Annotated in this window: 20 protein-coding genes and 2 pseudogenes; 17 read left to right on the top strand and 5 right to left on the bottom strand. The window is 39.8% G+C overall.

Annotated elements, in window-relative coordinates; translation table 11 throughout:
- Positions 1-23: 23 nt before the first annotated feature.
- A complete protein-coding gene (locus tag ACQGXV_RS35515) occupies positions 24-1,610 on the bottom strand; it encodes a TerC family protein (RefSeq protein WP_440867811.1) in 1,587 nt (528 codons plus the stop codon).
- A gap of 594 nt (positions 1,611-2,204) precedes the next feature.
- On the opposite strand from ACQGXV_RS35515, the gene wecA reads away from it, so the two are divergent.
- The 12 genes from wecA (at position 2,205) to fcl (ending at position 15,758) form a co-directional block, all read left to right on the top strand.
- Entirely contained in the window at positions 2,205-3,293 is a 1,089-nt protein-coding gene (wecA, locus tag ACQGXV_RS35510) for a UDP-N-acetylglucosamine--undecaprenyl-phosphate N-acetylglucosaminephosphotransferase (RefSeq protein WP_440864640.1), read from the top strand.
- A gap of 114 nt (positions 3,294-3,407) precedes the next feature.
- The gene (locus tag ACQGXV_RS35505; protein ID WP_440864639.1) at positions 3,408-4,544 is read left to right on the top strand and encodes a polysaccharide export protein; all 1,137 of its coding nucleotides are present in this window, start codon (positions 3,408-3,410) and stop codon (positions 4,542-4,544) included.
- Positions 4,545-4,570: 26 nt separating this feature from the next.
- The gene (locus ACQGXV_RS35500; RefSeq protein ID WP_440867810.1) at positions 4,571-5,005 is read left to right on the top strand and encodes an arsenate reductase/protein-tyrosine-phosphatase family protein; all 435 of its coding nucleotides are present in this window, start codon (positions 4,571-4,573) and stop codon (positions 5,003-5,005) included.
- Positions 5,006-5,020: 15 nt separating this feature from the next.
- Complete coding sequence (gene wzc / locus ACQGXV_RS35495; RefSeq protein WP_440864638.1) at positions 5,021-7,219, top strand: tyrosine-protein kinase Wzc; 2,199 nt, start codon at positions 5,021-5,023, stop codon at positions 7,217-7,219.
- Positions 7,220-7,273: 54 nt separating this feature from the next.
- Positions 7,274-8,572, top strand: coding sequence for a flippase (locus ACQGXV_RS35490; protein ID WP_440864637.1), 1,299 nt, complete (start codon positions 7,274-7,276; stop codon positions 8,570-8,572).
- A 31-nt stretch (positions 8,573-8,603) separates the two neighbouring features.
- Positions 8,604-9,482 (top strand): hypothetical protein, encoded by an 879-nt coding sequence (locus tag ACQGXV_RS35485; RefSeq protein WP_440864636.1) that lies wholly within the window; start codon positions 8,604-8,606, stop codon positions 9,480-9,482.
- Positions 9,473-10,687 (top strand): glycosyltransferase, encoded by a 1,215-nt coding sequence (locus ACQGXV_RS35480; RefSeq protein ID WP_440864635.1) that lies wholly within the window; start codon positions 9,473-9,475, stop codon positions 10,685-10,687. Before ACQGXV_RS35485 ends, ACQGXV_RS35480 begins: the two co-directional genes overlap by 10 nt.
- A 246-nt stretch (positions 10,688-10,933) precedes the next feature.
- A complete protein-coding gene (locus ACQGXV_RS35475; protein ID WP_440864634.1) occupies positions 10,934-11,674 on the top strand; it encodes a glycosyltransferase in 741 nt (246 codons plus the stop codon).
- Positions 11,664-12,494, top strand: coding sequence for a DUF6492 family protein (locus tag ACQGXV_RS35470; RefSeq protein WP_440864633.1), 831 nt, complete (start codon positions 11,664-11,666; stop codon positions 12,492-12,494). The genes ACQGXV_RS35475 and ACQGXV_RS35470 overlap by 11 nt, the downstream gene beginning before the upstream one ends.
- Entirely contained in the window at positions 12,491-13,579 is a 1,089-nt protein-coding gene (locus ACQGXV_RS35465; RefSeq protein ID WP_440864632.1) for a glycosyltransferase, read from the top strand. The genes ACQGXV_RS35470 and ACQGXV_RS35465 overlap by 4 nt, the downstream gene beginning before the upstream one ends.
- A 92-nt stretch (positions 13,580-13,671) precedes the next feature.
- Complete coding sequence (gene gmd / locus ACQGXV_RS35460; RefSeq protein WP_440864631.1) at positions 13,672-14,787, top strand: GDP-mannose 4,6-dehydratase; 1,116 nt, start codon at positions 13,672-13,674, stop codon at positions 14,785-14,787.
- 5 nt (positions 14,788-14,792) lie between these two features.
- Positions 14,793-15,758 carry a GDP-L-fucose synthase gene (fcl, locus tag ACQGXV_RS35455; protein WP_440864630.1) on the top strand — a complete coding sequence of 322 codons (966 nt, stop codon included), beginning with the start codon at positions 14,793-14,795 and terminating at the stop codon, positions 15,756-15,758.
- Positions 15,759-16,467: 709 nt separating this feature from the next.
- On the opposite strand, the gene ACQGXV_RS35450 is transcribed toward fcl, so the two are convergent.
- Entirely contained in the window at positions 16,468-17,427 is a 960-nt protein-coding gene (locus tag ACQGXV_RS35450) for an IS30 family transposase (RefSeq protein WP_440867809.1), read from the bottom strand.
- A gap of 303 nt (positions 17,428-17,730) precedes the next feature.
- Here ACQGXV_RS35450 and ACQGXV_RS35445 point away from each other — a divergent pair, with 303 nt between their 5' ends.
- From ACQGXV_RS35445 to ACQGXV_RS35430, 4 genes are all read left to right on the top strand, one after another.
- Positions 17,731-19,140 carry a mannose-1-phosphate guanylyltransferase/mannose-6-phosphate isomerase gene (locus ACQGXV_RS35445; protein ID WP_440864629.1) on the top strand — a complete coding sequence of 470 codons (1,410 nt, stop codon included), beginning with the start codon at positions 17,731-17,733 and terminating at the stop codon, positions 19,138-19,140.
- Between the two features lie 20 nt (positions 19,141-19,160).
- Positions 19,161-20,594 carry a phosphomannomutase gene (locus ACQGXV_RS35440; protein WP_440864628.1) on the top strand — a complete coding sequence of 478 codons (1,434 nt, stop codon included), beginning with the start codon at positions 19,161-19,163 and terminating at the stop codon, positions 20,592-20,594.
- 95 nt (positions 20,595-20,689) lie between these two features.
- Positions 20,690-21,415 carry a glycosyltransferase family 2 protein gene (locus ACQGXV_RS35435; protein ID WP_440864627.1) on the top strand — a complete coding sequence of 242 codons (726 nt, stop codon included), beginning with the start codon at positions 20,690-20,692 and terminating at the stop codon, positions 21,413-21,415.
- Between the two features lie 130 nt (positions 21,416-21,545).
- On the top strand, positions 21,546-22,712 hold the full coding sequence (locus ACQGXV_RS35430) for a nucleotide sugar dehydrogenase (protein ID WP_440864626.1): 1,167 nt from the start codon (positions 21,546-21,548) through the stop codon (positions 22,710-22,712).
- A gap of 287 nt (positions 22,713-22,999) precedes the next feature.
- Here the strand turns inward: ACQGXV_RS35430 and ACQGXV_RS35425 are convergent.
- Both ACQGXV_RS35425 and ACQGXV_RS35420 read right to left on the bottom strand, forming a co-directional pair.
- Positions 23,000-23,937 (bottom strand): annotated as a pseudogene (locus ACQGXV_RS35425) (integrase core domain-containing protein); the annotation flags it as partial.
- Between the two features lie 36 nt (positions 23,938-23,973).
- A pseudogene (locus ACQGXV_RS35420) lies at positions 23,974-24,522 on the bottom strand (transposase); the annotation flags it as partial.
- Between the two features lie 85 nt (positions 24,523-24,607).
- Between ACQGXV_RS35420 and ACQGXV_RS35415 the strand changes: the two are divergent.
- On the top strand, positions 24,608-25,507 hold the full coding sequence (locus ACQGXV_RS35415) for a transposase family protein (RefSeq protein ID WP_440862689.1): 900 nt from the start codon (positions 24,608-24,610) through the stop codon (positions 25,505-25,507).
- Between the two features lie 37 nt (positions 25,508-25,544).
- On the opposite strand, the gene ACQGXV_RS35410 is transcribed toward ACQGXV_RS35415, so the two are convergent.
- On the bottom strand, positions 25,545-25,730 hold the full coding sequence (locus ACQGXV_RS35410; RefSeq protein WP_440864625.1) for a hypothetical protein: 186 nt from the start codon (positions 25,728-25,730) through the stop codon (positions 25,545-25,547).
- Positions 25,731-25,980 lie beyond the last annotated feature (250 nt).

Raw genomic sequence — 25,980 nt, 5'->3', positions numbered from 1 at the left:
TATCGGTGGGGGATGCTTCACGTCTATACTTCATAATCCTGCTCAGGCGTGTGCTCCTGAGTGATTGCCACTTTGACGATTCGGTGGCTCTCCATGCTTAATATCTTGAAGCGATAGCCGTCGATGGTGAGCTCATCGCCTTCCTGGGGCACGCGCTGTGAGTACTCCATCATCAACCCGGCCAGCGTGTAATATTCACGTTTTTCATCCAGCGTAAGCGGGATGTACATGGCGAGATCTTCCAGTGGTGTATAGCCATTGGCAATCCAACTGCCATCTTCATTTTGCGTGATGTCATGACGCGCATCGACATCCTCTCCTTCAACTGGCAGATTTCCGGCGATGGTTTCCATTACATCGCTCAGCGTAACAATGCCTTCCACCGAACCAAATTCATCCACCACAAAAGCGAAGTGGGTTTTTGCCGTTCTGAACTGCTCTAGTGTCTGTAGTAAAGATATCTGCTCAGGGAACACCAGCGGCTGGCGCACCAGCTTATGCAGATCGAGCGGTTCATGGCGCAACTGTTGTTGCAACAAGGAGGCCACGTGCACGATACCCACTGGTTCATCCGAGGTAGGGCTATGTATTACCACCAGCCGGGTGTGCGGGCTTTTCTCCAACAGCGCTGCCAGCGCATCCTGGGGAGACTGAAGCTCGACGGCGATGATATCGTGGCGAGAGGTCATGATGCTGCTGACGCTACGCTGCCCCATGCCGAGCACGCGTTCAATCATGCGCCGTTCCTGACGGCTGAACACCGCATTACCGCTTTGTGCGTTATCACCAATCAGGTCCGAGGTTTGGTTATTCAATTCCGCATCTTCATGCTCACCGCGCAGGATTTTCAGGATTACATCGGCGGTACGCTGGCGCAGTGGCACATCAGAGGTGAGGAAACGGCGGCGGTTAAACTGGGCAACCTGGTTTAGCACCTCAATCAATACGGAGAAACCAATCGCTGCATAGAGGTAGCCTTTGGGAATATGGTAGCCAAAACCATCCGCGACCAGACTAAAGCCAATCATCAGCAAAAAGCTGAGGCAGAGGATGACAATGGTAGGGTGAGCGTTTACAAACCGGGTTAACGGCTTGCTGGCGAGCATCATTAGCCCAATGGCGATGGTCACGGCAGACATCATCACCAGCAAATGATCGGTCATGCCCACAGCGGTGATCACCGAATCGAGCGAAAAGATGGCATCCAGAATAACAATCTGTGTCACAACCGCCCAAAACCGCGCTCTTTTGCGCTGGCCATGCTGCTCCTGATCTCTGCCTTCTAACCGCTCATTGAGTTCTACCGTGGCCTTGAACAGCAGAAACAGCCCACCGACCACCATGATGATATCGCGTGCGCTAAATGGCTGTTGAAACAGGGTGAAGAGCGGGGCGGTGAGAGAAACCAGCCAAGACATAGAGGCAAGCAGCACCAGACGCATCAATAACGCGAGCGACAAGCCCACAACGCGGGCACGATCTCTGAATTTTTCGGGGAGTTTTTCCGCCAGAATGGCAATAAAGACAAGGTTATCGATACCTAATACCAGTTCCAACACCACAAGCGTTGCCAAACCGGCCCAGATAGTGGGATCAGCGATCCACTCCATATAAATTTTATCACCTTCATCAACCAGAACTGATATAGGGTAGCAGCGCAGTCCGCATTGAACCAGCATTAGTGGGGATATTGTCAGTCTGGCAGCATTTTCATAAAATAGTTGCAAATATAATTACTTTATTTACAACTATTTAGTATTATAACTTGCTGATTTAAAATCGCTAACTTTCAAAAAACGGTATCTCGCCACGCGCAAGAGTGCTAGCATTTGTAAGTAATTATTAAATAAAACTGATTTGTTTAAAAAACACTCAAACATAAAAAGACATGTGATTTCTTAAGGTTATTGCGGTTTTGTTGTGCGGGCTAGGCCTAATCTGAAAATCTTTGTAAATCCACGAAATTCCTGTACAGAGTGAAATGTGCTCCATGCTATAGTGGCGCGCGCGGCACTATAGGGTCCTTTTCTGAAAGTTTCGCGGTTTTTTTTGCTTGACTAGTCCGTAACAATAAATAAGTACCCAAGAATCATAATGTGACCCACGGATGGTAGTCCGTATTTTAACAGCACGTTGGCGGCTATAAGCCAAGGGCGGTAGCGTGCCTGGTGCGAAGTAACTTCACGGTTGATGATGGTGCAAAAATGCAAGAAATTACGGTTATCTTTATAAGCGCTTTTATTGCGCTTTTTCTGGCAAGAAAAGCGGCAATAAAAGTAGGGTTAGTGGATAAACCGAACGCACGCAAAAAACACCGTGGGCATATTCCTCTGGTGGGCGGCGTTTCTATATATCTCGCCCTATGGATCCTCTACATCCTTCATTCTGAATGGTTACCTGATTTTTCCCTCTATATGGTCTGCGCCAGTGCGTTACTTTTCGTTGGTGTACTGGATGACCGCTTCGATCTCCCTGTCATGCCTCGTGTCTTTCTGCAAGCACTGGTGGCCAGCATCATGATGTATTCCGGGCTTCATCTCGCGAGCCTGGGTAACATTCTGTTTGGTTATGAATTGGTGCTGGGGTGGGCGGGCTATGCGGTGACGCTGCTCGCCGTCTGGGGCGCTATCAATGCTTTCAACATGGTCGATGGCATCGATGGCTTACTGGGCGCACTCTCTTGCGTCACTTTTGGTGCGCTGGCCGTGATGTTTTATCTGGACGGTGAGCATGAACTGGCGCAGTGGAGTTTATGCCTGTTAGCCGCATCCATTCCTTATATCCTCCTTAATCTCGGCATTCCGTGGGGACAAAAATTTAAAGTCTTTATGGGCGATGCTGGTAGCACCTTGATTGGCTTTACCGTTATCTGGTTGCTGATTGTGGCTACGCAGGGGCATGACGCCGTAATTCGCCCAGTGACCGCGTTGTGGTTTATCGCCGTGCCGTTGATGGACATGGTCACTATCATGACGCGCCGCATTCGCCGTGGTGACAGCCCTTTCAAACCTGACCGTGAGCACCTTCATCATATTTTACTGCGTGCAGGGCTGCGTCCAAGACAAACCCTGTTAGCCATTGTTGGCGTGGCGTTTATCTTTGCGATGGTAGGAATCATTGGCGAGCGTGCAGGAATCCGAGAGTCTGTTATGCTTAGCCTGTTTTTACTGGCATTCGTCGGCTATTTCTGGTCAATTACCCGGGGATGGCGTTTGTTGACGTGGGCTCGTAGCGGTAGCGGTCAGTCAGAGCATTTGCACAGCAACGTGAGCCAAACGCCACTGAACAAGTAAATTACCCGTTTTTACAGCCGTAACTCATGGAATCAATAGCACCCGAATTCTTTATTATAGAGGCAGAGGATCGGCGGCGACTTATAACTTATTAAAAGTGATGGCATAAACAGGATGATAGCTTACAAAAGAAAAGTGGTACCGTTGATGGTATCTGCCGTGTTGCTGAGCGGTTGTACCATGATTCCTGGTTCGCATTTGACAACCAGTGGTAAAGAAGTGATAAAGCAGCAAGATGCAGATTTCAATATCAGTAAACTGGTTAACGTTTACCCGATGACGCCCTATCTGATTGAGAAGATGCGGGCAAAACCGCTGGTAGCGCAGGCTAACTCTGCGTTGGATCGTGAACTGCAAAGCTACGAATATCATATAGGCGTCGGCGACGTTCTGATGATCACCGTGTGGGATCACCCTGAGCTAACAACCCCTGCGGGCACCTACCGCACTGCTGCGGATACGGGTAACTGGGTTCATTCTGACGGCACCATCTTTTATCCCTACATTGGTAAAGTGAAAGTCGCAGGCAAAACAGTCACTCAAGTGCGCGATGAGATCATGGGCCGCTTGGCGCAATATATAGAGTCGCCGCAGGTGGAAGTGAGTATTGCCGCATTCCGTTCACAGAAAGTGTATGTTTCTGGAGAAGTAGCGGCATCTGGGCAGCAGGCGGTGACTAACGTGCCACTCACCATTCTGGATGCGATTAACAAAGCCGGTGGACTGACGGAAAACGCCGACTGGCGCAACGTGGTGTTAACACATAACGGGCAGGAAAAGCGGATTTCTCTCCAGGCACTGATGCAAAACGGCGACCTGTCTCAGAACCAACTTCTTTACCCCGGTGATATCCTTTATGTGCCGCGTAACGATGGCCTGAAGGTGTTTGTTATGGGGGAAGTGATAAAGCAAAGCACGCTGAAAATGGACCGCAGTGGCATGACGCTCACTGAAGCGTTAGGTAACGCGGAAGGGATGGTTCAGGCGATGTCTGATGCCACCGGTGTGTTTGTTATCCGCCCACTGCGCGGTACGCAAGGCCCAAAACTGGCCGATATTTATCAGCTCAATACAGCAGATGCTACTGCTTTGGTGATGGGCACTGAGTTCCAGTTACAGCCTTATGATGTGGTGTACGTAACCACTGCACCGATTGTGCGGTGGAACCGCGTTGTTTCACAACTGGTGCCGACCATCTCTAGCTTTAATGACCTGACCGAAGGCGCATTGCGTGTGCGTACCTGGCCGTAACCATCCTTTTGCATGCGAAGAACGTCATGTTTGATTCCATCTTAGTGGTATGCGTCGGCAACATCTGCCGCTCCCCGACCGGGGAGCGGTTGTTAAAACATCTATTGCCCAACAAAAGAATCGCCTCCGCAGGGTTGGGCGCGTTAGTTGAGCACGCTGCGGATGACACCGCCAGTGATGTGGCCAGTGCGCACGGTCTGTCTCTGGAAGGGCACTCAGCCAAGCAACTTACCAAATCTTTATGCCGTGAATACGATCTTATTTTGGTGATGGAAAAAGGCCAAATCGATGCCGTTGGGCGCATGGCACCGGAAGTGCGTGGCAAAACTATGCTGTTTGGCCACTGGCTGAACCAGCGAGAAATTGCTGACCCTTACCGTAAAAGCCGTGAGGCTTTTGAATTTGTTTATCTGCAACTTGAGCAGTCGGCCCAAAAATGGGCGCAGGCTTTAAATCGATAATTTTCAGAGAAACCGATGGCAGAGAAAAATTCAGTGAAAACATCTGAAATTGACCGTTCAGATGAGATTGATTTGGGGCGATTGCTTGGGACCCTGCTAGATAATCGTTGGTTGATTATTGGTGTAACAGCATTGTTTAACATTGTTGGTATTGCCTATGCCATGTTGACCACTCCGATTTATAAAGCGGATGCGCTGATTCAGGTGGAACAGAGTGGTGGTGAATCGCTGTTGAAAGATCTCTCCAGTATGTTGCCAGATGCCAAACCGCAGTCTGCTGCAGAAATTGAGTTAATTAAATCTCGCATGGTCATAGGGAAGACTATCGATGATCTTGGGCTAAATATCGATGTGCGTCAGAAGTATTTCCCTATTTTTGGTAAGGGCATCGCGAGGTTGATGAATGCTGAACCAGGGAAAATAGCAGTCTCTCGCCTTGATGTGCCTGACAGTTGGCAGGATGAACCGCTGACTCTTAAAGTCATCGACAAAGAGAATTATACATTAACGGGGGCGGATATTTTATCTTTCTCAGGTAAAGTTGGGCAGATTGAGAACCACAATGGTATCGAACTATTGGTGAGTGATATTCAAGCACAAAACGATACTGTTTTTCTTTTGAGAAAACTTAACTCGTTAACGACAATTAAAGATCTATTAGATGGCTTCTCCGTTGGGGATAAGGGAAAAGATACTGGTGTTTTAGGTTTAAGTCTTGAGGGGACAGATCCAGCGTTAACATCAAAAATCTTAAACAGTATTACTCAAAATTACTTACAACAGAACGTGGAACGTAAATCGGAAGAAGCTGGTAGAAGCTTGCAATTTCTTAAAGAGCAACTACCTAATGTCCGTGGTGCACTCAATGATGCTGAAAATAAATTAAATACTTTCCGCCAGCAGAATGATTCTGTAGATCTTTCTCTGGAAGCCAAGGCTGTCTTGGATACCATGGTGTCTGTAGAATCTCAACTTAATGAGTTAACGTTTAAAGAAGCAGAGATTTCGAAACTCTATACGCGTGAGCATCCAGCCTACCGCGCATTGATCGAAAAGCGGAAAACCTTGCAGCAAGAGCGTGATAAACTCAATAAACGCGTAGGGGCAATGCCCAAAACTCAGCAAGAAATTCTGCGTTTGACTCGTGATGTGCAAGCAGGGCAAGAAGTCTATATGCAACTGCTGAATAAACAGCAAGAGCTGAGCATTAACAAAGCAAGCACTGTAGGTAACGTTCGTATTATTGATAAAGCTGTTGTCCAACCTAAGCCAGTTAAACCGAATAAACCACTGATTGTCTTGTTAGCTATGCTTGTAGGTGGAATAGTATCTACAGCATTTGTGATCATAAAAACATTACTGCATAAAGGTATTGAAAGTCCTGAGCAACTTGAGGAGATAGGGATTAACGTTTATGCCAGTGTGCCTCTTTCTGAATGGCAGCAGAAAAAAGATAATGCATTGCTGGCTAAGGGTAAAAAAAGTAATACGCGAGCTACAGAGCTGCTTGCAATTGGGAATCCGGCTGATTTGGCTATCGAAGCAATCCGAAGTTTGCGCACCAGTTTACATTTTGCGATGATGGAAGCGAAGAATAATGTTCTGATGATTTCGGGTGCTACCCCTTCGATCGGTAAAACATTTGTCAGTGCTAATCTTGGTGCTGTGATCGCGCAAGCAGGACAGCGCGTGCTGATTGTAGACTGTGATATGCGTAAAGGTTATGCCCATGAGCTGATGGGGGCGCAGAGTAGCAATGGTCTCTCTGATATTTTATCTGGGCAGCTGAATATTAAAGATGCTGTACGCAAAAGTCATGTAAATAATATGGATTTTATTCCGCGTGGCCAAATACCTCCGAACCCTTCAGAATTGCTCATGCACAATCGCTTTGCTGATTTTATCAAATGGACTGCTGAGAATTACGACTTAGTACTGCTTGATACACCACCTATTCTGGCGGTAACAGATGCGGCGATTATCAGCCGCCATGTAGGTACTTCACTACTTGTAGCACGCTTTGAAATGAATACGGTAAAAGAAATTGAAGTAAGCGTTCGCTGTTTCGAGCAGAATGGTACTGAAATTAAAGGCGTAATACTTAACGCAATTGTCAAACGTGCAGCTAGTTACTATGGATATGGGAACTATCACTATTATACTTATGAGTATAAGTCTGATAAATCCTCTAGCCATAATCTTGGAATAAAGTAGTTATAGATACGAGTGATAAATATTTTCTAATATATATCACTCGTATAGAGAAACATGATGGCCATTGAAGATCGTTTGTTGAAAGTTATAAGAAATAGTGGTTGGTTATTATTAGACAAAGCTAGTCGTTTATTTTTTGGTTTGTTAGTTGGTGCTTGGCTCGCAAGGAGTTTTGGCCCGGAAAAATATGGTGAATTATCTTATTGCATCGCATTTATCGCATTTTTTCAAACATTATGCCTGCTAGGATTGGATGCGATTGTTGTTAGAGAATTAGTAAAGAATAAAGATAAAGCAGCTGCAATATTAGGCACGACTTTTAGATTGAGAATCTGTTGTGGTTTTTTTTGTTCAGTGATTATAGCAGTTTACGGTATTTTAATACTATACTCAAATACTGAATCCGATATAGGGTTTATGCTGATTATACTGGGCTTTTTACTGGTAACTCAGTCAGCAGATACGATAGACTTATGGTACCAAAGTTTAAGTTTAAGTAAAATAGTTGTTCGAGTGAAATTTGTATCGTGTTTGATTTCTAACATGCTTAAAATATATTTTATTATAATCGATAAATCTATAATATATTTTTCGATATTAGTGCTTCTTGAAGGCATGATTTCATTTTTATTACTTTTTTATGTGTATAAAACTAATAATTCGAACGCGATTAGATGGTCATACGATAAAAATATAGCAAAATATTTATTAACAGAATCCTGGCCCTTTATTATTAGTGGTTTATCTATAATATTATACGTAAGATTAGATCAGATATTCATAAAACACTTCTTTGGTGCGAAGGAACTGGGGATCTATGCTGCCGCTATTCCGCTATCTAGTGCGTGGAATTTTGTACCTGTAATAATATCTATTAGCTTGGCTCCCTTAGTTGCGAAGATTAAGAAGGAGTCAGAGCTGGAATATAATAAATTGATATATAATATATTTAGAGGTTTTGTTTTTTTAGGCCTACTTATTTCATTTGGAACGCTAGTTTTTTCAGATTGGATTATTCATATACTTTATGGAGAGCGTTATGATGAATCTATTTGGATATTGAAAATACATGGCTTCACAAATTTATTTATATGTGTTGGTGTTGCACAATCTATTTGGATAGTTAATGAAAGACTCAGCAAGCTGGCATTGGTAAAGACAATATCTGGAGCTCTTTTTTGTATTGGTAGCAACCTATTATTATTACCGATGCTAGGCATTCAATGGGCAGCTATTACTGCCGTGTTATCACAAGCTGTTTCGGCATTTTTTGCGAACATTTTTTTTGCTCCTAAAATATTTAAAATGCAAGTCAGAGCACTATTATTATTGGGATATAAATGTGAACATTAAGTCACCAGTTGTATTATTTGTGTATAGGCGAGTGGAACATACAAAAAACACTTTAGATAGTCTTAAAATGAATGTAGGTGCATCGGAGACGGAGTTATTCATTTTTTCTGACGGCAGTAAGAATGAAAGTGATAAAGCTGAGATAGTAACTATAAGATGTCTTATAAGAGAGTATAATAAATTTTTCAAATCTGTTCATATCGTTGAAAGAGAAAAAAACATCGGTTTAGCAGAAAATATAATTGATGGTGTTAGCTTTGTAATCAATAAGTATGAAAAAGCAATTATTATCGAAGATGACATAGTGACATCAATATTCTTTCTAAAATTTATGAATGACGCGTTGAATAAGTATAAAGATAATAAAAATGTTTGGCATATAACTGGTTGGAACTATCCGATAGGTCCACTTATTGGTGATGATATGCATGATGCATTTTTATGGAGAACAATGAATTGTTGGGGGTGGGCAACGTGGAAGGATCGATGGAAACACTTTGAGAAAAATCCTCCTCAGTTGATTAATTCATGGGATAAAAAACAGATTTATGAGTTCAACCTCAATGGTTCATACGATTTTTGGGAACAGGTTAAAAGAAATCAGAGTGGTTCTTTAAATACGTGGGCTGTTTTTTGGTACTGCACTATAGCTCAAAATAACGGTCTTTGCTTAAACCCTAAACAAACGCTAGTAAGAAACATTGGAAACGATGGGAGTGGTGAAAATTGTGGGCGAGATTCAAAATATAATGGAGATTTTTCACCAATAGAGGCGTTTTCCTTGCCCGATAACATTAAAGAAAACTCAATATGGCTTGAAGAAATAATTATTTTTTATAAAAAAAATAAAGCAAATAAGGTGTTGTTATTCATGTCTAAAATTAAAAGATATTTAATGAAATGGATATAGTAATAGCCTCATATTCAGATCGTTCAGGAGGAGCAGCTAAAGCAAGCTTTAGATTAGCATCTGCGTTGCATAGCCAATGCGCGACTAATAATATTCATTTAATGACAAATGAGTTTTCGGGAGATGAAGCATTTGTATATGGCGAAACTAATAACTATACGAAATTACTAAATTTGTTTCGTATTAAGATTTCAGAGTCATTGCTAAGACTACAGAAAACACCTAATACAGTATTGCACTCTTTAAATGTGTTACCATCAAATACTTTTAATAGAATACATAATTTAAGCCCAGACATTGTGAATCTTCATTGGATCAATAGGGAATTTATATCTATTAAGCAGATATCAAAAATTCAATCACCTATGGTTATGACACTACATGATATGTGGGCATTTTGCGGCGCAGAACATTATATAAACCCTGAAGATAAACGTTATATAAATGGGTACTTTAATCGCTTTCACGAAACCGGTATCAATATAAATTCTTTTGTATGGAAGAAAAAGTTAAAATATTGGAAAGATTTTCAAATTGTTACTCCAAGTCGCTGGTTAAGTGAATGTGCTAGGAATAGCTATCTTTTTAATGATTTCAATATCGCTACAATCCCAAATGCAATAAATACCGGAATATTTAAACCACTGGAAAAAAATTATTGCAGAAGCTTATTTAACCTTAATCACAATGTGAAAATGATTGGTTTTGGTGCTATTGGAGGTGCAAGAGACGAACGAAAAGGGTTTGATCTATTGATAGCTGCTTTAAAAAAAACGAATCCGAATGTAGAATGTATTGTTTTTGGCCAATCTAAAGAAATAAATATAGATATTAAATGTAAATTTATCAGTGTGGGGCATATTAGTGATGATTATAGTCTGGCTGCTCTTTATAACTGTCTAGACGTCATGATTGTTCCTTCAAGATTAGAAGCATTTGGTCAAACAGCTAGTGAGGCAATTGCCTGTGGAATTCCAGTAGTTTCATTCGATACATCTGGCTTAAAAGATATTGTAGACCACCATGTTAATGGTTATAGAGCAGAATTGGAAAATTCTGATGACTTAGCTGCTGGAGTTGATTTTTGTTTAGGTAATAATTTTGATAGTAGTCAATTGCACTTAAAAGCTGTTAATAATTGGTCTTATGAAGTTATAGCAAGGAAATATAATAACCTTTACACAAAGATTATAAATAATAATTAGATTATTAATTTTATTTACATGGTGATTTATATATCTATCAGTGTTAGTTTTTTGTGCATAGAGGCAGTAGTTCAAGCTATTATGTGTTAATTGTAGTGAATGTTCATGGGCATAATGATAACCGCAAGAATACTAACATCAGAGTAAACTATATTTTTTAAGTTTCTGCATTTCATGCAAGTAGAATATTAGCGTAACTTTTATTCCTATTTGTGTTTTTTTATAATTTTAAGTTAAGATGTAATTATGAAACTATCAATCATTTCAATAAATTATAATAATAAAGATGGGTTAAGGAAGACAATTAATAGTGTTTTAAGCCAATCTGCAAGAATAAATGTCGATTATGAATATATAATTGTCGACGGTGGCTCTTCAGATGGGGGTCATGATCTTTTTTTAGATTTACCAGCAAAAATTATCTCTGAAAGAGATGAGGGCATAAGTGATGCTTTTAATAAAGGAATTAACAGTGCTTTTGGTGATTATATATTAATGTTAAACTCAGGTGATGTTTTTTTTGATTCATATGTCGTTGAGCGTTTTATACAAGCCGTGGTTGGGAATATATTTGACTCAGATATTATTGTGGGAAGTGTGTTTATTGAAAATTCACATAAAAAGATAGGCGTTAATAAAAAAGGGCTAATTTATCCAGACACAATTCCACATCAAGGTGCTTTTGTTAATAGAAAGATATATAAGGAGATCTTATATTCGTTGGGGTTTAAAATTCGTATGGATTATGATTTTTTTTCAAAAGTGATAAAAAGCAAGAAAAACTATACAATAAAAATATATAACTTTAATGTTGCTATTTATGAGATTGGCGGTGCATCTATGCAAATGAAGAATCGCTATTTATTTTATTGGGAAGCCGCATGTGTAGATTTAAGAGATAAAAATATAACTTTTTTTAAAAATTTTTTAAAAGCAATTGTATTTTATCTTAGTAATATGAAAACCAGAGGTAACAATGATATTTGACGTGATTCTTGTTGTTTCAGGTGATGATTTAGATAAACTTAATAAAGTTTGTTTTTATATTAATAAGAATATTAAACCAAATGAAATTGTTGTAATTACTAATGAGAAAGAAAAAGCAAAAAAACTAATAACAGAAAAAAACGTTTGTGTTCAAGATGAAAAAAATATTTTAGAGCCCTTATCACAAACGGAAATACTTAAGTACTCTATTGTAGGATTTCCTAAACGATATTTCTGGTATTATCAACAATTCCTCAAGATGGCATATTGCTATTCATGTAAAAACAAGTATTATCTAATATGGGATGCAGATACTATACCATTAAAAAGAATGGATTTTTTTTGTGAAGATAAAGTAACGCCCATAATTACTATAGGTACAGAAAAACTACACCATGAATATGTGGCAACTGCTGAAAAGTTACTAAGTGCTAAAATAGAAACTAATAACTCATTTATATCACAACATCTTTTAGTTGACTCGTTAGTAATGCGTGAATTAATTGAATCTATTGGAGGAAAAATGATTTTCTCCACTCAAATATTACAGAGCCTTGATGGAAAAACGGCAAGTCAATTTAGTGAGTATGAAACATACGTTAATTATTATTTGTTAAAAAACAATAAAGTAAAAATCATTAAACGCAATTGGTTTCGTTTCGGAAGTTCATTAATTGGTTTTTCTCCCGAAGATACTATGTTGACAAAAATGTCAAAGTATTATGAGTATATTGCGTTTGAAAAATTTGATATCGGATTGAAAAATAAAATAAGAAGCAATTTTCTTCATATAAAGAACATGTTCAAGAAGGTTTTATGAATATAATTTTTCAGCCTTACTATCACTGGCTAGGGCATTTCAAACAATATTCAGATTATTTATCAGATAATGCTGATAATATCTTAAAACCAACGAGGTTAAATAAACCATCTGTTTTTTTTGATTTTATATTACTACGCTTTTTTCTTTGTGCAGGGCTTTTTGTTAAATTAATTTTTTTTGTACCTAAAAATAAAGTAAAAGAAATAATTTTCTTAGATGTAGATCCAGTAAGTTCATTGTTTTTTCTTTCGATGTTTCATTTTAATAAAACAAAGCTAATATTTACCATTCATGCAATACAAACAAGCTGTTATGATTCGGGAATCAAGCAAGCAATAGCTAATACACAGCGGATGATTTTTAATTTTTTTTTACGAATGATGTCGAAAAGAAAAAATGCTTTCTTTGTGGTTCATTCTGACTTACATAAAAAGCAATTAGGCGAAATAATTAAAGAAAATATATTCAAGATTTACGTTATAGAGTATCCAGCACCTTTGCCAAAAGTTGCAGATTTAGATGATGTTAGAATTATGGAAAAACAACGTATTGACTTACTCGTTTTTGGTGCTATGCGTGTTGATAAAGGAATATTCAATTTCCTTACCGAATTATGCTCCTTAAAGATCGAAAACATAAAGATTACCTTTGCTGGTAAAGTATACGATAAACGAATTGATTCAATCAAAAGTAAGCTTCCTGAAAATATTCTCATCATTGATAATTTCATAGAGCAATCAATGTTAGATGGTATAATAGCCGATTCTGATTATATATTGGTACCATACTCATTAAATTATAAAGGAGGGGCTGGGCCATTGAAAGATGCCACTGCTTATGGTAAACCTGTTCTTGCAAGTAATTTGCCCTTATTTATTGAAATTGCTGATAAATATGGGTTTGTGAAAATTTTTTCAAATTTGAAGCAGCTAGTCCCCCTTGTGAATAGTATATCGAGCTCTGAGTATCGTGACCTGGCTCGAAATTCTTTGAATTTCTCTAGGGGAAACAATTGGAGTAAAATACGGAAGAGTTATTCAGAGGTGGGGGCAAGTTTTGATGAATTTTTAAAAAAAACTTAACCTAAAAACAGCTCATTAACTGATTAACTGTTAGATGCATAATGTATTTTAAGTGATAGTAAACGTATTTCATTTTTTTTGTTGAGGATTAGATGAAGAAAGCAATTATTACTGGTGTAACTGGTCAAGATGGCTCTTATTTGGCCGAGTTTTTATTAGGTAAAGGGTATGAAGTACATGGGATAAAAAGAAGAGCATCTTTATTCAACACTAAACGTATAGATCATATTTATCAAGATCCACATGTGGGAAATAAAAATTTCATATTGCATTATGGAGATTTATCGGATACATCAAATTTGGTTAGAATAATAAAAGAGGTTGAGCCTGATGAAGTGTATAATCTTGGCGCGCAATCCCATGTTGCAGTTTCATTTGAATCACCAGAGTACACTGCTGATATTGATGCCATTGGAACTTTACGCTTGCTCGAAGCTATAAGAATTTGTGGGTTTGAGAAAAAAACTCGTTTTTATCAAGCTTCAACGTCTGAACTATACGGACTTGTGCAAGAAACTCCACAACGTGAGACTACCCCATTTTATCCGCGCTCTCCTTATGCAGTAGCGAAGCTTTATGCATACTGGATAACTGTTAATTACCGAGAATCATATGGTATGTATGCATGCAATGGCATTCTCTTTAACCATGAATCCTCTCGTCGTGGTGAAACTTTTGTAACAAGAAAAATAACCAGAGCTATTGCTAATATTTCTCAAGGTATTGAGAATTGCTTATATCTAGGAAATATAGACTCTTTACGTGATTGGGGGCATGCAAAAGATTATGTCAGAATGCAGTGGATGATGCTGCAACAAGAAAAGGCTGAGGATTTTGTGATTGCTACGGGTAAGCAAATATCTGTAAGAGATTTTGTGCTTATGGCGGCTAAGCAAATCGGTATTGAAATTGAGTTTAGTGGTAGCGGTATAGATGAGATAGGCAAGGTTATCAAAAAATCGGATATAGCAATCGGAGTAAATATCGGTGATATTATTGTCCGTATTGATCCACGTTATTTCAGACCTGCTGAAGTAGAAACACTTTTAGGTGATCCATCAAAAGCTCAAAAGCAGTTAGGTTGGGTACTGGAAATTACTGTTGAGCAAATGTGTGCTGAAATGGTTCAACAAGATCTGATAAATGCACGGCAACATAATTTATTGAAAAATAATGGATTTGATGTAGCTATTTCAATGGAGGATTAATTCCTATGATAAGAAAAAAAATATTTGTAGCTGGACACCGTGGTATGGTTGGTTCTGCCATATGTCGAAAATTAGAGATGGATGATTCGGTTGAAATAATTACTAAAACCAAAAATGAACTGGATCTTACAAACCAAAATGCAGTACAGGATTTTTTTGAGAATTATAAACTTGATGAAGTTTATCTATCTGCAGCTAAAGTTGGGGGGATTTATGCAAATAATACATATCCTGCCGAGTTTATATATGAAAACTTGCTAATAGAGGCTAATGTAATACATTCGGCACATCAGGCTGGTGTGAACAAACTCCTTTTCTTAGGTTCAAGCTGTATCTATCCAAAATTTGCACCACAACCAATGAAAGAAAACACGTTATTAACAGGTGTTTTAGAATCAACAAATGAGCCATATGCAATTGCAAAAATCGCTGGGATTAAGATGTGCGAATCTTATAATCGTCAATGCAATCGCGATTATCGATGCATAATGCCGACGAATTTGTATGGAATAAATGATAATTTTAATTTAGATAATTCACACGTTGTGCCTGCTTTAATAAGACGTTTTCATGAGGCTAAAATTAAAAATTTAGATAATGTAACGGTTTGGGGAACTGGCAATCCCAAGCGAGAGTTTTTGTATGTTGATGACATGGCTTCTGCAGCAGTCCATATTATGGCATTAGACCAAAAACTCTACGTTGAAAAATGCCCCCCAATGCTATCTCATATAAACGTCGGAACTGGTGAGGATTGTTCAATTCGTGAAATTGCTGAAATGATTGCTCAAGTTATTCAATTTAAAGGCGATATATTCTTTGATAGTTCTAAACCGGATGGTACGCCTAGAAAGTTAATGGATGTTGATCGCATTCATAGCTTGGGTTGGAAACATAATTATAGCTTGCAGCAAGGTTTACAAAATACATATGAATGGTTTTTGAAAAACTATGAAGCATCAAGGAAATAATTATTTTCGAGCACTTGTTTTGATGAAATATATTTCTATTTCCTTCTTATTTAACGTCTTTTAGTTTTATAAAATAGTCATGCGCTTTGAGAATGGAAATTTCTATATTACTTTTTTGTAGAATGGATATTTCTATCTCTCGCTGCTAATGTTCTCAGAAAATCACTTAGCGGTTTTGTCGGTATTAATTTTAGAAGTGATGAAGAACTGCCTGGGTACTGGAGTATGTGCACAGTAATATTGCTTTATTTCGACAGATCTATGGACTGCTCTGCGGAAAATTTGTATATTGATATCAGATACGTTATGAGAGATTTTTACTAAAGATCTGTATAGTTTGACGCGTTTTTATTAAGACTGTAGATGTTTTGCATGCTATTGCGAGTATACTAATGGTGGAGTGTTGCTATAAAAATGATCGAATAGAAGATATATGTATATTTTAGCAACATTGATGGAATTAATCTTACTAGGGTTTTATGAATAGACCTCCATATTTGCTGTGAGAAAAATATCTGAATTGAAGCCGGTTTTTATATGTTCAACGTTCGATCTAATCGTATTTCTTTTATTTAGATACTTGCTCATATTTCTCTGGAGGGATATGCTCCTTTTTAAGAAATCAACCGCCTTTAAGTAGATGACAACATGTTTGGCTGTTATTGCCGTAGCCCCATTCCCATTCGAAACGCAACAAAACGGTAGAGGCTTATGCCACCAGTAAGTGCGTTAAAAATACCTCATTGGGGGAACGATAGCCCAGCGATTTTCTGCCCATTGTATTGAGTATGTGTTCGAGTTCGGCAATCTTACGATGCCTGACCTGACTGAAGTCTGTTCCCTTTGGGTAAAAACGTCGTATCAGCCCGTTGGTGTGCTCATTCAAGCCCCTCTCCCAGGAATGATAAGGATGGGCAAAGTAGACCTGCGCCCCTGTGATTTGAGTAATTTGCTCGTGCAGAGCGAATTCAGGGCTGTTATCAGCTGTTAGGGTCTTAAACTTGCAAAAGGTATTAGCTTCAATGTCCCTGAAAGCAGCAACCACAGTCTCCGCACGCTTATTAGGCAGTTTGCGAATGATGACGGTTTTCAATGCTTTATCTACGATGGTTAACAAGAATGACTTCTGGTCTTTGCCAAAAATAGTGTCAATTTCGAAGTGGCCAGGCTCCTGTTTAAGCTCGGCTTGAGCTGGGCGATACTCAATACCAACACGGTTGGGAATAGGGCCTGATTTGAGGTTTTCGGCATTGTACCTGTAACGTTTTCCCCGATGAGGAAGTTGCTGATATAGCTCCCCGCCAGCCTGTCTCTCCTGCAGGATATAGCGATATAGCGTATTCTTGCTGACAGATATACCGAATTCCAGGTGCAAACGGCCACTGATAATTTCAGGTGAAGAGTGAGTGGAAAGCGCCTGCCTGATGAAGTTCTGAATGTGTGGCTCCAACGGGTAAAAAGCATTGTTTGGCAGAGGCTTATGACGGCGTTCCCGGGCCAGAGTGTCCGCCCTTCTACAGCAGTAGACACCATTGAAAGTAGGGTCGGTATTGCGTCTGAGTTCCCTGGTGATGGTCGAGCGAGGCAGAGCAAGCTCTCTGGCGATGGTAGCTTGGTTGACACCTTCACCACGCCGCTTTTCGATGTAGAACCGTTCTTTCGGAGTCAGATGTTTTCCCTGTATGCAACAGGCTCTCCAGTATGGCCAGAACGGTGATTTTATCCGACTCTGGCAAGTGGGTCACTTTGTTGCGTTTCGAGTGGGAATGGGGCGTAGATTTGAATATCGATGATAATTAAATTTATTTACTCTTAATTCTATCGCATTAACAAATATTATTAATATTTCGGTGAGCATTTAATTTCTTCAAATTAGTGAGTGGGTTTATTTATTTTTTAGCACCATAATAAATATTAACTGCCACATAGTTCAGCGTTATATGAAAGATATTTAAATTATAGGTAATTCTTTATGCTACTTCCTATTATAATGGCCGGAGGGTCAGGTACGCGACTGTGGCCTCTTTCTCGTGAGTTATTCCCTAAGCAATTTTTATCATTGGCTGGGCATGAAACAATGCTACAGCAAACGATTAATCGTTTAACTGATATTGAACATTTGGATCCTGTGATAATTTGCAATGAGAACCATCGATTTATAGTAGCAGAACAATTAAGAAATTTAAATATTAAGAGTAATGGAATATTGCTTGAGCCTATTGCTAAAAATACAGCACCGGCTCTTGCTCTTGCAGCACTTCATACTCTAACTATAGACGAAGATCCCACACTTCTTGTATTGGCTGCAGATCATGTAATTGATAACATGGATGCATTCACTGAAGCTGTAAATCAAGCTAAAAGCTTAGCTGATGATAATAAATTAGTGACTTTCGGAATTATTCCTGACTATCCTCACACTGGTTATGGATATATTAAGCGAGGTGATAAGATCTTTGGTGGTTATTCAGTGATTTCCTTCGTTGAAAAACCTGATATAGATACGGCTGTAAATTATCTTAACAGTGGCCATTATTATTGGAATAGTGGTATATTTATAATGAAAGCTTCTGTTTATATCAGTGAATTAATAAAATACAACTATGATATATATATTTCATGTAGAGATGCATTAGCACAAGCTCGTACCGATCTTGATTTTATTCGAGTTGATCCAGATGTTTTTTCCAAATGTCCAGAAGATTCTATTGATTATGCTGTTATGGAAAAAACGGATCTAGGTATCGTAGTTCCTCTTGATGCACAGTGGAGTGATGTTGGATCCTGGTCAGCTCTATGGGACATAAGTGCAAAGGATGAAAATGCTAATACTTTATGTGGTGATGTTATTACGGAGAATACATTAAATAGTTATATTCATTCTGATACAAGATTAGTTGCTGCTATCGGGCTCGATGGTGTTGTTATTATTGATACTAAAGATGCGATACTGATTGCTGATAAGAAAGAAGTGCAAAAAGTTAAAAACATCGTTAATATTCTAAAAGATAAAAATAGAATAGAGTATTTGCAACATAGAGAAGTATTCCGTCCATGGGGAAGTCATGATACGATCGCTGAAGGTAAAGGATTTCAAGTAAAATATGTGATGTTATATCCTGGTAAAAAAACAGCAAAGCAGGTTCATTATCACAGGACTGAACATTGGGTGGTGGTTTCCGGTACCGCTAAAATATCCTACGATGATAAAGTCTATATCGTTGCTCAAAATGAATCAACGTACATACCTAGCGGCGTTGAGCACTCTATTGAAAATCCAGGGAAATTACCTCTCGAAATAATAGAAATACGCTCTGGTAGTTATTTAGAAGAAGATGATATTGTTAGAATGCCGAATGATGTCTATTCTAAATGTTTTTAATTATTTTATAAGATGATTTTATGGAAAAATTTCTTTGTTGTGATGAAGTAAATAACTCAGGTGTGAAGTTTGGGACCAGTGGTGCTCGAGGGTTAGTCCTAGATTTCACGCCTAAAGTATGCGCTGCATTTGCAGCTGCATTTATCGATGTGATAAAAGATGAATTTGAATTTTCATCAGTTGCTATAGGTATTGATAATCGGCCTAGTAGTTACTTAATGGCCCAATATTGTGCTGCTGCAGTACAACAAGCTGGATACGAACCTATATATTATGGAACGCTTCCTACACCAGCACTAGCTTATACTGCTTTTAAAAAGAATATTCCTTGTATTATGGTCACAGGTAGTCATATACCTTTTGACCGAAATGGGTTGAAATTTTATCGCCCAGATGGTGAGCTTAACAAAACGGATGAAATAAAAATAACAAAAAGCCGCGCTTGTTTTTACCCATTTTCTAACTTGCCATTATTAACGACGGATGATGGTGCTAAAATAAATTACATTAACCGTTATTTAAACTTTTTAACGAAAAGCTCATTGAGCGGAATGAGAATAGGAATATACGAACATTCTAGTGCAGGGCGGGATATATATAAAACCATATTCTCTTCACTTGGTGCAGAGGTGATATCTTTAGGTCGTAGCGATGATTTTGTGCCTATAGATACAGAAGCAGTATCAGATGAAGATAAGAAAAAAGCGATTGAATGGTCAAATAAATATTCATTAGATGCAATATTTTCTACTGATGGTGATGGTGATCGACCTTTATTAGCTGATGAACATGGCCAATGGGTTAGAGGTGATATTTTAGGCCTATTAGCATCTTTTTTTCTTGGTATAGATGCGTTGGCTGTTCCAGTCAGTTGTAATACCGCAATTGAACGTTCCAATTTTTTTAAAAATGTTATTAGAACTAAAATTGGTTCTCCATATGTAATAGAATCAATTAAAGATTTATTAAATAATTATTCTTCTGTTGCGGGTTTTGAAGCAAATGGAGGATTTTTACTTGGCAGTAAGGTTTCTTACAACAACTGTGCTATTGAAGCGTTACCCACTAGAGATGCTGTTTTACCGGTTTTAGTTGTATTAGCAGCTAAAAAAAATAAGCCTATTTACCAATTAACTTCAGATTTACCTCAGCGTTATACCTACTCAGATAGAATTGTTGATTTTTCATTCGGATGCAGTAAGTCTATTCTATCTAATGCTTTAGAAAATCCGGATGATTTTTTAAAGGAATTAGAGATTTATGATTTAAAAACTAATGCGGTAGATATTACTGATGGCGTAAGAATATATACTTCTAAGGAAGTGATAATACATCTTCGTCCTTCTGGGAATGCACCAGAATTTAGGTGTTATGTTGAGTCAAATAAGGAGGGTGAGGCTATGGGCTATGTTTCGTTTATTCTTTCTCAGATACGTAAGTTATATTCTAATTGAGTGGGGGATATGTGGGTGCTATGGTTAAAATCTATCAGCACTAATTTTTTATGTAATGATGGAGTGTATTTCTGATGCCCTTGGTTAGTATAGTTATGCCCGCGCATAACTCTGAAAGAACAATAGTTACTGCTGTTGATTCAGTTTTGAATCAGTCATTCAAAGATATTGAGTTAATAATTTGTGATGATTGCTCAGATGATGATACACCAAACATTTTGGCTAAATATAAAGATATAGACCCTCGGGTTATTGTAATTAGAAATGATTTTTCAGAAGGAGCTGCTAGAGCTAGGAATAACTGTTTATGTATAGCATCTTCACGGTATGTTGCATTTCTTGATAGTGATGATTATTGGGAGGGAAATAAAATTGAGCTTCAGTTGGAGTTCATGTTAAAAAATAATGTTGCCATTTCACATGGTGAGTATAAGATGTTTGATGAATCTGGCGGATGCAAGGTAATTAGACCTTCATCGAAAATTACTTACTCTGACTTGCTTAGAGCCTGTAATATCGGATGCCTAACTGTAATGATTGATACAGAAACTGTTGGGGTGGGGAGTTTCCCAATTGTCCCTAAAGAGGATTACGCACTTTGGCTTACTATTCTTAAAAAAGGGCACTCTTCTTTCTTATATCCTGGCTGTTTAGCTAATTATAGAAAGCAAAATGTATCTTTGTCATCTTCAAAAATTAGAGAAATAAAAAAACAGTGGTATGTCTTAAAACATGTCGCAAGGATAAGCTTTTTGTTTAGAGTCTTTTATATAACTACTTATTTTTGTAATGGTTTTTTGAAACATTACTTGCTTAGATAACATTTACAAATGACTTGTTATCAATATTTTTTATAAATGTCTTTTAACTTGACATGCAAAGATATAAGATTTGTTGTATGATTAATTAATATTTGCATGGCGTTTTATACGTTAATAATATGGTCGCAAAATGAGATTATCTATTGTAGGCACAGGCTATGTTGGCCTCTCTAACGCAATATTGCTGGCGCAACATCATCACGTTGTAGCACTGGATGTAATACCTGAGAAAATAAAGTTATTAAATGACAAGATTTCTCCTATCAATGACACTGAAATTGAAATTTTCCTACGTAGTAAGTCATTAAATTTTCACGCCACACTTAATAAGCAAGATGCTTATTTGGGATCGGATTATATTATTATTGCCACTCCAACTGACTATGATCCAATAACTAATTATTTTAATACACAGTCAGTTGAATCAGTGATTCGTGATGTTTTGGCAATCAATCCAAGTGCCGTAATGATCATTAAATCTACTGTACCTGTCGGTTTTACAAAATCAGTTAAAGAGAAATACGCTACCGACAACATCATTTTCTCCCCTGAATTTTTACGCGAGGGCAAAGCACTCTACGATAATCTCTACCCATCGCGTATTGTTGTTGGTGAACGCTCAGCGCAGGCAGAGCAGTTCGCTAACCTTCTGCTTGAAGGTGCCATCAAAAAGGATGTCCCGATCTTATTCACAGACTCTACCGAAGCAGAAGCAATTAAGCTATTTTCTAATACCTATCTGGCAATGCGTGTAGCTTACTTCAACGAGCTTGATAGCTATGCGCAGATGAATAGTTTGAATAGCAAACAAATTATTGAGGGTGTAGGGTTAGATCCACGTATTGGCAGCCATTATAACAACCCATCTTTTGGATACGGTGGTTATTGCCTGCCTAAAGATACTAAGCAACTGCTCGCTAACTATGCCAGTGTGCCAAATAGTCTGATTAGCGCTATTGTTGAAGCAAATCGCACCCGCAAAGATTTTATTGCTGATTCCATTATTGCGCGTGATCCCAAAGTAGTGGGCGTTTATCGCTTGGTAATGAAGGCAGGTTCAGATAATTTTCGCGCGTCCGCAATTCAAGGTGTGATGAAACGTATTAAAGCTAAAGGCATCGAAGTTGTTGTTTATGAGCCAGTCCTTCAGGAAGACACTTTCTTCCGTTCTCGTGTTGTTCGCGATTTTGATGCGTTCAAAGAAATGGCAGATGTGATTATCTCAAACCGTATGGCACCGGAATTGGCGGATGTTGCGGATAAAGTGTATACGCGTGATCTGTTCGGTTTAGATTGATTAAGTCTGCAAATGAAGTGGAGATTTGCGAATACGCATTCATTTACTGAAGCAGTAAACCCCTTGCCACTCACCGCCGAAGGCGATATCGTTAATATGTATCTACAAAATTAAGTGCCAGGATTGAAACCCTGCCTGATGGTACAGATCACGTTTGCGTTTTTTTGTGTCGTGCGCTTAGCTGCCCTTCTAGGGTGGACTTGGAGAGGGGCATCGCAAAATGCATAGTTGTACTAGCTCAGACCTGATCTGACAGTTACCGGTTATTTATACAGGTGTCTGTCAGATTACATCCGGTTCAGATCCTTATTCTGCCCAGACCAGTTTTCCATCAAGTAACGTTGCCATTGGCGTTCGCCCGCAGCACATTTTTCCCTGATGAGTTCGCTCATTATTGTAATGCCACAACCAGTTGTCCAGATCTGCCTGCAGGCTCTCCAGGTCCCCATATAACTTCTTGCGGAACGTAACCTGATAAAAATCCTGCAAAATCGTTTTATGGAAGCGCTCGCAGATGCCGTTCTTCTGCGGAGACATCGCCTTCGTTTTTGTATGGTCGATATCGTTGATGGCCAGATACAGCTGGTAATCATGCTGCTCCACCTTACCACAGTACTCCGTTCCCCTGTCGGTCAGTATTCTCAGCATCGGCAGTCACTGAGCCTCGTAGAACGGCAGTACGCGATCATTTAGCAGGTCTGCGGCAGTGATCGGCGTTTTACTCGTATAAAGCTTGCAGTGTGCCACTTTCGAGTACGTATCCACGAACGTCTGCTGGTATAGCCAAGCGACATTATTTTGATAACAGCCAGCTATGCTTCTTTGCCGCATATCAGGGCATAGGATGTAATCATTTTTAAGTCGGTTGGCTATACATACGGCCTACCGCTTTCAGATTGCCAACGTAGAAGGTCTCCTGCGACCCGAGATAACCCGGATGAGCCGTCTCGATTTCGCCGCTGGCCTCATCATCATCATCATGCGCCTTTTTCTCCAGCGCTGCGATTTGGACATCGGTAAGCACGATGCCTTCTCTGGCAACTTTTTCCTCAAGCGCCTTCATGCGTTTACGGAAGTTCTCCAGATCGTGCCGTTGCCAGATGGACCGCACGCCGCTGGCGGAGATAAATACGCCTTTTTTACGCAGCTCATTACTGGTCCGGTGCTGCCCGTGGGCCGGGAACTCAACGGCATATTCAACAACCGCGCGTTCAGTGGCTTCGTCGCGGTGCGTGTCAAGGTAGTTGTCGCCCCAGTTGATTCATACGGCCTGTTTTTCCCGTTCCGGATTTAGCCACACTTCGTCCTGCCGCTCCCAGTTTCTTGTTGGCCCTGACCAACGATGCGGGTTCTGCATTTTTGCTGCCTCATACACCGATTTTCGCTTTACCAGCAACTGGCTGTCTTCGCCTCTGTGCCGCTGGCCCGGCGTGACATACCGGATACCGCTATGGCGATGTTCCTCGTTGTACCAGCCGACGAAGGTTTCCACCCAGGCTCGCGCATCTTCCAGCGTTGCAAAGCCTTTTTCAGACCATGCAGGCACGTATTTCAGCATCCTGAACAGCGATTCCACGTGGGCGTTGTCGTTGCTTACCCGCGGCCGACTGTGTGACGGGGTTATCTTCAGCTCCGCAAGCTTCACCTGCAGCACCTGTGACTTCATCGGTGCACCGTTATCCGCATGCAGTACCAGCGGCTCCTGCCAGCAGCGCTCGCTCAGCACCGTTCGCTTCAGCAGTTCTGCTGCATACTCGCCGCTTTCGACCGGGTACACTTCATAACCCACTATTTTGCGACTGAACACATCAAACTAGTTGCTGAATAGAGACTTGCATTTTTTGTCAGGCTATTGAGAATAAAAAGAGGTTTAACTTAGAGAATAAAGGTTTGAAATGATCAACAAAGAGCGGTTGTTACGAGATAATCGTTTATGTAAAGCAATCATTGGATTATCAGTCGAAGAATTGAAAAATTTAGCCGCTGAATTTTCAGCTTGTTATTTGATTTATCGGAAAAAGAATCGAAAAGATCACGAGCGGCAGATGGGTGCAGGGCAGAAAGGATTTATCCCAACCCCATTAGATAAACTGCTTTTTATTTTATTGTATTTAAAATGTTATCCGACCTATGATTTGCAAGGACTTCTTTTTGGTTTAGATAGAACACGGGTATGTCGCTGGGTAAAAATATTATTGCCGGTTTTAGAGATGACCTTGGGGCGAGAATGTGTTTTGCCCGCTCGTCAAATTCGCTCTGCTGAGGAATTTTTTCGCGCCTTTCCTGGAGTTAAAGACGTCTTTATTGATGGGACAGAGCGACCTGTCCAAAAGCCTAAGAATCTGCGTCGGCGAAAAAAAATGTATTCGGGAAAGAAAAGACAGACCACTCGAAAAGGGCTTATTATGACTGACGAAACAAGGCAAATTGGATTTATCCCCATGAGCAAAAATGGGCGCCGTCACGATAAACGCTTACTCGATAAAGTCGATATAATTCGCCATATTCCTCCTGAGGTAACCATCTGGGCAGATACCGGTTTTCAAGGTATAGATAAACAGCATCCTAATACACAAATCCCAAAAAAAGGAACTCGAAAAAGACCTTTATCGCCTGAACAAAAACAAGAAAATAAAATAATCTCGGGCATCCGTATTACAGTTGAAGACGCCATCGCGGGTATCAAGCGCCTCGGTTGCATGACCCAAATTTTACGGAATCGTAGACCCTTTATTGATGATACCTTCTTACTCCTTAGCGCCGGTCTTTGGAATTTCCATCTCAGAACAGCGTAAAATTTACTTCAATCACCGAAACACCCTTATTTCACTATTAAGCAACACGCTTATCTTCTATGAGATACAGGTAGAACCAGTGACCCGCCGTCAGCGACTTCAGCCAGGTGATGTCCCACGACCACACCTGGTTCGGCGCGATCGCCTTCCATGTCGACAGCGGCTTACTTTTCGGGGCCTGCTGACGCCCGCGATGACTGACCTCTCCGGCACGGCGCAACACCCGGTAAAACGTCGATTCACTGGCAACGTAACGCCCCTCATCGGCTAGTGCCGGTACGATTTGCGCCGGCTACAGACTGGCGAATCGTGGCTCATGGCAGATGGCCAGCACCTGCTGTTCCTCTTCAGCACTGAGCCTGTTTTTCGGCATTGGCCGTGATGCCGTCGGTCGTCAGGACTTAGCCGCCAGCGCTGGAACGTCCGCTCGCTAATACCTACAGACCTGCAGGCATGGCTTTGCCGGACGCCGG

The organism is Symbiopectobacterium purcellii (assembly GCF_052050035.1).
GTDB classification, from domain to species: Bacteria; Pseudomonadota; Gammaproteobacteria; order Enterobacterales; family Enterobacteriaceae; genus Symbiopectobacterium; species Symbiopectobacterium purcellii_A.
This window is presented reverse-complemented; position numbering and strand designations above follow the sequence as displayed.

Bases quoted from the DNA above. Each gene is read 5' to 3' on its own strand.
- ACQGXV_RS35515 (WP_440867811.1), bottom strand. From the start codon at position 1,610: ATGGAGTGGATCGCTGATCCCACTATCTGGGCCGGTTTGGCAACGCTT.
- wecA (WP_440864640.1), top strand. From the start codon at position 2,205: ATGCAAGAAATTACGGTTATCTTTATAAGCGCTTTTATTGCGCTTTTT.
- ACQGXV_RS35505 (WP_440864639.1), top strand. From the start codon at position 3,408: ATGATAGCTTACAAAAGAAAAGTGGTACCGTTGATGGTATCTGCCGTG.
- ACQGXV_RS35500 (WP_440867810.1), top strand. From the start codon at position 4,571: ATGTTTGATTCCATCTTAGTGGTATGCGTCGGCAACATCTGCCGCTCC.
- wzc (WP_440864638.1), top strand. From the start codon at position 5,021: ATGGCAGAGAAAAATTCAGTGAAAACATCTGAAATTGACCGTTCAGAT.
- ACQGXV_RS35490 (WP_440864637.1), top strand. From the start codon at position 7,274: ATGATGGCCATTGAAGATCGTTTGTTGAAAGTTATAAGAAATAGTGGT.
- ACQGXV_RS35480 (WP_440864635.1), top strand. From the start codon at position 9,473: ATGGATATAGTAATAGCCTCATATTCAGATCGTTCAGGAGGAGCAGCT.
- ACQGXV_RS35475 (WP_440864634.1), top strand. From the start codon at position 10,934: ATGAAACTATCAATCATTTCAATAAATTATAATAATAAAGATGGGTTA.
- ACQGXV_RS35470 (WP_440864633.1), top strand. From the start codon at position 11,664: ATGATATTTGACGTGATTCTTGTTGTTTCAGGTGATGATTTAGATAAA.
- ACQGXV_RS35465 (WP_440864632.1), top strand. From the start codon at position 12,491: ATGAATATAATTTTTCAGCCTTACTATCACTGGCTAGGGCATTTCAAA.
- gmd (WP_440864631.1), top strand. From the start codon at position 13,672: ATGAAGAAAGCAATTATTACTGGTGTAACTGGTCAAGATGGCTCTTAT.
- fcl (WP_440864630.1), top strand. From the start codon at position 14,793: ATGATAAGAAAAAAAATATTTGTAGCTGGACACCGTGGTATGGTTGGT.
- ACQGXV_RS35445 (WP_440864629.1), top strand. From the start codon at position 17,731: ATGCTACTTCCTATTATAATGGCCGGAGGGTCAGGTACGCGACTGTGG.
- ACQGXV_RS35440 (WP_440864628.1), top strand. From the start codon at position 19,161: ATGGAAAAATTTCTTTGTTGTGATGAAGTAAATAACTCAGGTGTGAAG.
- ACQGXV_RS35435 (WP_440864627.1), top strand. From the start codon at position 20,690: ATGCCCGCGCATAACTCTGAAAGAACAATAGTTACTGCTGTTGATTCA.
- ACQGXV_RS35430 (WP_440864626.1), top strand. From the start codon at position 21,546: ATGAGATTATCTATTGTAGGCACAGGCTATGTTGGCCTCTCTAACGCA.
- ACQGXV_RS35415 (WP_440862689.1), top strand. From the start codon at position 24,608: ATGATCAACAAAGAGCGGTTGTTACGAGATAATCGTTTATGTAAAGCA.